Annotated in this window: 7 protein-coding genes and 1 tRNA gene; 2 read left to right on the top strand and 6 right to left on the bottom strand. The window is 44.1% G+C overall.

Features of this window, described 5'->3' with window-relative positions:
* Positions 1-652: 652 nt before the first annotated feature.
* Positions 653-919, top strand: a complete 267-nt coding sequence (locus tag ECL_RS26935; protein ID WP_007869691.1) for a type II toxin-antitoxin system TacA family antitoxin — start codon at positions 653-655, stop codon at positions 917-919.
* The gene (locus tag ECL_RS26930; RefSeq protein ID WP_013087269.1) at positions 907-1,392 is read left to right on the top strand and encodes a GNAT family N-acetyltransferase; all 486 of its coding nucleotides are present in this window, start codon (positions 907-909) and stop codon (positions 1,390-1,392) included. The genes ECL_RS26935 and ECL_RS26930 overlap by 13 nt, the downstream gene beginning before the upstream one ends.
* Positions 1,393-1,758: 366 nt before the next feature.
* Here ECL_RS26930 and ECL_RS26925 read toward each other — a convergent pair whose 3' ends face one another.
* The 6 genes from ECL_RS26925 to ECL_RS26900 form a co-directional block, all read right to left on the bottom strand.
* The gene (locus tag ECL_RS26925; RefSeq protein WP_013087268.1) at positions 1,759-2,577 is read right to left on the bottom strand and encodes an abortive infection family protein; all 819 of its coding nucleotides are present in this window, start codon (positions 2,575-2,577) and stop codon (positions 1,759-1,761) included.
* Positions 2,578-3,212: 635 nt separating this feature from the next.
* Positions 3,213-3,339 (bottom strand) — tRNA-OTHER (locus ECL_RS26920).
* Positions 3,325-4,155 carry a hypothetical protein gene (locus tag ECL_RS26915; RefSeq protein ID WP_100135202.1) on the bottom strand — a complete coding sequence of 277 codons (831 nt, stop codon included), beginning with the start codon at positions 4,153-4,155 and terminating at the stop codon, positions 3,325-3,327. Before ECL_RS26915 ends, ECL_RS26920 begins: the two co-directional genes overlap by 15 nt.
* 133 nt (positions 4,156-4,288) lie before the next feature.
* Entirely contained in the window at positions 4,289-4,798 is a 510-nt protein-coding gene (locus ECL_RS26910) for a DUF2913 family protein (RefSeq protein WP_013087265.1), read from the bottom strand.
* Between the two features lie 107 nt (positions 4,799-4,905).
* Positions 4,906-6,053 (bottom strand): IS3 family transposase gene (locus ECL_RS26905; protein WP_139153290.1). Its coding sequence is split into 2 segments (ribosomal slippage): positions 4,906-5,816 and positions 5,816-6,053, totalling 1,149 coding nucleotides; the frame shifts between segments, so codons are not numbered across the junction.
* Between the two features lie 279 nt (positions 6,054-6,332).
* Positions 6,333-7,064, bottom strand: a complete 732-nt coding sequence (locus ECL_RS26900) for a VasL domain-containing protein (RefSeq protein ID WP_237707075.1) — start codon at positions 7,062-7,064, stop codon at positions 6,333-6,335.
* Positions 7,065-7,101 lie beyond the last annotated feature (37 nt).

Genomic DNA, 7,101 nt, shown 5'->3' with positions numbered 1-7,101 from the left:
GGCGGCCTGTTCTTATGGCGGCCGGGTGTTGTGTTATGTGGTGCATGCGTTATAATCCTTCACAGGCCACGCGCCTGCTTTTGGACCCCCTGATATCTGTGTCTTCCGCCAAGATGATGACAGATGTCGGGGGGGTTGTGCATTCAGGCTCCGGGAAATCCCGTTACCTGCTCCTGAACGTTTTACTGGACACGTCCTGTCCCTGTCTGTTTCCGGAAGTCCGCATTTCTTCCGTAAAACCATCTTTTGCCACCCGCCTGCCTCACCACAAAGCAGTCAAACCGTCAGTTTGAGTTAGGACACAAAAGTAATCTGAATCAACAATCTGTCCCACCACAAGACGATCGCTGACGATCCGAATACTACCTTCTCATCAGTAACTTTTCCAGATGTTAGACCAGATAACAATCCATAGTTTTCATGCTAATTGTCCGGATGAGACTGCTAGCAAGCATCGCACGCAGTAAATTCAGGGCGTTGGGTTTGATTTGGTAGGCCAGAGCAAGGAAAATAATTTAGAGGAAGAGCTTTACCTAATAGTTGCAAGTTGACTCTTTCGTATGTTCACTGCACTTAAAAAACCGTATAGCTTTTGCTATACAGAATCCATATGGTATGCTTGTAAAGCAATCGCTATACAAGGAGCGCACTCATGAAATCAGATGTTCAGCTCAACCTTAGAGCTAAAGAATCTCAAAGAGCACTTATTGATGCTGCAGCAGAGATTCTCCATAAATCACGCACGGACTTCATCCTGGAAATGGCATGTCAGGCTGCGGAGAATGTGATCCTCGATCGTCGCGTATTTAATTTTAACGATGAGCAGTATGCAGAGTTTATCGATATGCTCGATGCACCGGTTTCGGATGAGGCGGCTATTGATAAACTTCTGGCAAGGAAACCTCAGTGGGACGTGTAACAGCACCAGAACCATTATCCAGCTCCCATCAACTAGCAGAGTTCGTCAGTGGTGAGGCAGTACTTGATGACTGGCTTAAACAGAGGGGATTAAAAAACCAAGCTCTTGGTGCAGCACGAACGTTCGTCGTTTGTAAAAGAGACACTAAACAGGTTGTCGGTTTTTACTCTCTGGCCACCGGCAGCGTTAACCACGTGGAAGCAATGGGAAGCCTCAGGCGCAATATGCCAGATCCAATTCCCGTAATCATACTTGCTCGCCTGGCAGTTGATGTTTCATACCGTGGCCAAGGGCTCGGGGCCGATTTACTGCATGATGCAGTTCTGCGCTGTTACCGTGTAGCTGAGAATATTGGAGTCCGTGCGATTATGGTTCATGCACTGACTGAAGAAGCCAAAAACTTTTATCTTCACCATGGCTTTAAGGCATCACAAACTCAGGAACGGACATTGTTTTTAAAGTTACCACAGTGAGGTTTGAGGAAGAAAGGGGCTTGTTCGATATTTAAGATATTGATTTATAATGACTTTACCATTGAATTTAACATAATCTTTGTTATGCGAAGTTATTGATTTATAAGGGTAAGTTGCTCATTTTTACATGAAATACGCACTAATGAATGCGTTTTGAGTGATTGCAGGAAGGCACCTAAAACCTAATAAAATAGCCCAGCCATAAGGCTCAGGCACACGTCCAGAACATAAATCCCGGTCGCAGACCCTGGTTTGTTTGAGGCAAGTTCAAAGCGGTAGAATCGACCATCAGTGCTACAAAGAACTGGGTACACTAAAATTTAAGAGCAATGAATCCGGCCATTGTTAATCTAAGTGCCAGTATGATTAAAATTTACTCGCATGGATAACATCCATTATAAATACAACTAAAGTATGAGATGCATTAACTGCGAGTCTAGCTTCGGCAACTACTATCTGCGGAGGGTTTTGACCACGCCCATGAGCACTCCCTATATGTGACCGGAATGCGCCAATACCGTCGATTAGTGATGAAATTCCTTTTAAAATTTTGTGCTGGTCACCCGCTAAAGTGGGATCGGAATTAAGGTCCAAGTCTGGCTGTACGACAGCCCAAAGTGGTGCTACATTCAATTTTTGTGGCATAGGTAAATTGAATTTTTCTATGTAGCATTTTAATGCAGATTCAATTATAGCGCATGCGGCAGTGACTGATGCATGTGGATCGGTTTGAATATTCTCCACTGCACGAAGAAACTCATTTTCAATGGATGAATAGTCACCAGACTTTAGATAATCCTCTAACGTCTTAGAAATCGGAGTAGACCCAGACTTAGTTATAAATCCATTGAGTCTGTAGACTAATTGGTTCTTGGATAAAGCATCAATTATTCTTTTTTGTCCACTTTCGACTGTAGACCCAGCTCCTGCCCTAGAGAATGAATTTGGAGGTAAATCCATATATTTTTGGATAATTATCCCCAGTACTGAAATTGCATCTACTGAGTCATCTTCATTGCAAGCTTTAAGCCAATTGCTGCATTTTGTTTCACAGTTTCCTGGAGGCACCTCACCAGGTGCGCCCGATTCCATAAACAGTGAATTTAAAGTTGAATGGCTAAAATAATGCTCACCCAGTACTGAAGACACCGCGCCAATTACATTGTTAGGTATTTTATTATTCATTCTTTCCTACGGGATTATTCTATTGTTAATTTCAATTAATTATTATAACCGAAAAATGAGGTACGATAAATACCTGGTTTTTACATAACCACATTGGCAAGCTGTTCCTGATAATTAACGCTCTGGACAAGTCCGATTGTCAGGTGGGGTTTGAGTGCCTGGGCAGTCATATGACCGCCCAGGATTTGTTTAGAGATAGCCGAGGTACTTCGTAACAAGAGTCAAAAGACCAGTAATGGACACAATGACCGCCGCTACATCCACTTTTATCTCAATTTTCAGATCGATATTCATCGCTTATGCTCTGATATGATCTGGGGCCCCAGACACGTAATATCTGGCGTATTTATACTGCCGCAGCCTTGGACAGTTCGTGGTTTACATAACCGGTATTGTTCCCACGTTCCGAGTTTCCTGAAACGCTCTTTAACCCTCACCATCAGCCCTGCCAATGATAAGTTTGCCCACAGGGCAGTCTCCGAACGTCTTTTCGACCCATCAGCAACTTATGCCTAAGTCACCGGAGGCGTGCGAGCCACACATTGAACATTACAGATCTATTAGCAGCTTGTCACCGGGTGAAGATGTAAAGGTTTTGTATTAATTCGAAGAAGAGGTTTTGATCATGAAAAGATTGGTGGCTGGCGAGGACTCGAACCTCACATCCCCTTCCAATAGATTCAGTACCTAAACCTATTGGAAGGCCCTTCAAAATTGCTTATGAAGGGACCCAGGGAGCTCTACCAACTAAGCTAACCAGCCATTAAATGCATTCCGGAGTCTATCAACCTCATCTTTATCTTGCAAGTAATTGTTGATTAATGTCTTTGTGATTGCATTGTCTTTACGAGGACCAGTAAGGTGTTTATATTTTATGCAAAGTGATTTTGCGATTTTTTCAATGTCTAACATTTTTTGGCAGATATGGTGGGCGACCTGTTGGCATACCTGAGAATACAGAATTACATCACGTATTGTTAATTCAGCTTCTTTATTAACTTCATGCTTGTATTTTTTACTCATTTTAATTAAGTCAGATTCTGAAAACATTTCTTCCCAAAGATTAGTGTTTTCTCGGCTATGTGCGTTAATATTACGAACAAGTCTAAAGTAATCCAATAATTTTAAATCAAGTTCATCAATGTAAATTGACAACTCATTATGGTTTAATTTAGGATGCGTAATCTTACCATTTATTTTGTTCACATGAGCATGGTGAATTGCTCTACGTAGTATGTCTACATTATCAATATTGAATGACCGTTCATCACTATATATTTTTTTTGACAAGGAAATGTAGTCTTTCAAAAATGATTCTAGGCAGCTATATATAAATGCAATATGACTTTGTGTTACGTAGAGAGATGTTTTGTAAATCTCTAAATGTGCAACTTTTAGTTTTGCATTTTTATGCTTTTTAGTTACGTCTTCAATTCGATTAATGTTAATGCGGCCAGATTCATCTTTGCAAAGGAGTTCCTTTACTGCTACATCAATCAGAATTAAATGTGGGTTTACTGTCCCTAAAAGTTTTCTGAATTTTGTCTCAATAGATCGTGGCTGCATATCTTCTGTCATAGGTAACGCCTCCTGTGTTGAGATTGATTTTATAAAATACACGGCAAAGATTAACTTCACTTTGATAGTCAGAGACCGTTTAAGCGAGTTGTGGGCTAAAGATAAATTATTATTGGTCTGAATCCTCAGGCCATTAATATTCAACGATATCTTGCTTCACGGAACTTAAATCAATCTCTGGCTGTAAAATCAGGACAGTATAACCCATACTCACAGGCAATTTCTCAGTTTTGAGCCCGCACTGCTCCAATAATGGAAATATCCCGTCTGGAACGCCAGTTACACGCACCTCAAGTGGCAATATAAGATTTCCTGATTCTGTAAATGAGCTATGGAGTTGAGATTTCTGTGTATACACAGCCGATACATCTGTACCGCATTTCCAACCATCCTGCCACTCGGTATCGGATAATAGGTGATCCTGCCAGCCCATTGAACGTAGCGTGTCAATCATGCAGGTGAATCTAAACAGCGTGCTCTGATTGGCTAACTCACCAGAGCTTGCCAGCCAGATATACTCCACCTTGCTGTAAAGCCGTGCTGATGGCCCTTTCAGTTTCCCTTGTTCCTGTAACCAGATTATGTCAGGCGCCAGAGATTTAGGAAAAACCTTGCGTTTCTGAGCGGTTGAAAGCCACTGCATTATGAACATGTGTGTTTGAAGAGACGTGAGAGATCTTCCCTCTTTCCGTGCAAGCTTTACCGCTACGATGATGCACCAGGCGAGATGAGTGAATCGCCACGGATAATCTAGACACTTCCGAGCCGTTGATAATACTGGTTTTCATATTCTGTCGGTGACATCTGTTCGCTAGAACCATGCCGACGCTTACTGTTATAAAACATTTCGATGTAATCAAAAATATCACTGCGGGCTTCTTCCCGCGTTCCGTAGATCTTTTTCTTTATCCGTTCACGTTTCAACAACTGGAAAAAACTTTCTGCAACCGCATTATCATGGCAGTTACCGCGACGGCTCATGCTACCCTCCAGGCCGTGTGATTTCAGGAACGACTGCCACTCATGGCTTGTGTACTGACTGCCCTGATCCGAATGAACCAGCACCTGTTTTTCGGGATTACGCCGCCATACAGCCATCAGCAGTGCGTTCAGGACAATGTCCTTTGTCATCCGGGATTGCATGGACCAGCCGATAATTTTGCGTGAGAACAGATCAACAACAACGGCAAGATACAGCCAGCCTTCGTGGGTCCTGATGTAGGTTATGTCCGTTACCCAACGCTCATCAGGAGCATCCGGATTGAACTGTCGCTGGAGCCTGTTGGGTGACACGATACTGGCCTCGCCTTTACGTGCCCGCGGGCTTCGGTATCCGACCTGAGCCTTTATTCCGACACGTTTCATCAGTCTCCAGACTCTGTTTACTCCGCACTGTTGCCCGCTGTCACGCAGATCCAGATGGATTTTGCGATAACCATAGACGCATCCCGATTCCAGCCAGAACTGTTTAATCTGTCCTGTCAGTCTCAGGTCTGCCTGATGGCGTTGTGAATGCGGCTGCTGAAGCCAGGCGTAAAAACCACTGGGATGAACATCCAGCACCCGACAGAGCAGGCGAACAGGCCAGCAACAGGAGTTGTCACGGATAAAGGCGTACCTCAGTCGGACAGCTTTGCGAAGTACGCCGCGGCTTTTTTTAATATGTCCCGTTCGTCGGTAACCCGTTTCAGCTCTTTCTGGAGACGGCGGATCTCGGCCTGAGCATCTGACTGTTCTTTATTAGTGGAAGAATCCGGACCGTACTTCTTTATCCAGGCATAAAGGCTGTGGGTGGTGATATCGAGACGTGTTGCAACGCTGGAAACAGAATAACCGCGATCAACAACCTGTTTGACTGCTTCAGTTTTAAACTCTTCGGGATAACGCTTACCGCTCATGGGCACCTCTCTTTAAGCCATCTTAAATGACTCTGAGGTGTCTGTTAAACCCGTGGCGATTCAGAGCTAGTTCAGTATCAGGGCGCTTAGTAGTTAGCTCAGTCAATACTTTCTCCACGACTGTTAAGGAAAATTTTAAGGCCGGAGATTATCATGAAATTGGTTGTTGGCGAACCGGCGAAATGAGGTCAAGTTTCGAGTTTCGAAGTAGGTAGGGATGAGGTGTATGAAGCCAAACCGGCGCGTCTTCATCATTACCTGGTATGTCTAACCCAAAATCTATTTTTGGTTGTTTGACGTGGCCATGATGTAGGAGTTATTCAGTTGCCTGAGCTGTAGATCTGCCCGGTTGAGCAGGTCTCGGGACAGCGGTTGATCCTGCGGGGAATTTTGCAGTTGCCGGATTAATTCTTCAACTGGCACGCTTTCGTTTAAGGACTTTGATATAGAGAACACAGCAGTTTTAAGCTCACTAACGGTCAGGTATTTGCCCTTCTTCTCGTCGAGTTGATTAAGTCTGTCCTGAAGCGTCTGAAGCTCAGATACTCCCCTATACCAACCTGAAATGGTGGCATTGGGCAAACTATTGGCTTGCAGCTTTGACCGCCAGTCAGCCGACACCTCCTCTGCAAATTTGGTGTTAGGGTAAAGATGGCGCGTTTGTTCTACCAACTGATTACCGTATTGCAATGGCCAATACGGTGGAAGAATGCTCAGTTCGTTCAGACGGGAAGTTAATTTTTTTGCATAGGTATCACTGGATTCAAGCCACGTCGGGGCGTCCTGGCGTAGCTTATCTACAGCCGGAAGAGGCATGCTGGACGGTAAAGCTGCGAGAGAGTTGTTCAACGCATCTTCTCCGGGGTGGCTGAATACTATTGGAGTAAAAATAAAGGCGAGTATGCCCAGTACGGCAGCTGTTAAAATACCGCCGAAGTAAGCCACTAATGGAGTGATCCTGGTGGATGATTTTCTGATTACTTCAACTTCAACTGCTGGTTCAGAATTCACCACATATACCCAGCGCTGCCTATTCTGCCTTTCAGCC

Source organism: Enterobacter cloacae subsp. cloacae ATCC 13047, from assembly GCF_000025565.1.
In the GTDB taxonomy this organism is placed as follows: domain Bacteria; phylum Pseudomonadota; class Gammaproteobacteria; order Enterobacterales; family Enterobacteriaceae; genus Enterobacter; species Enterobacter cloacae.
Note: the sequence above shows the minus strand (reverse complement) of the source record. Positions and strands in the feature narration are given on the sequence as shown.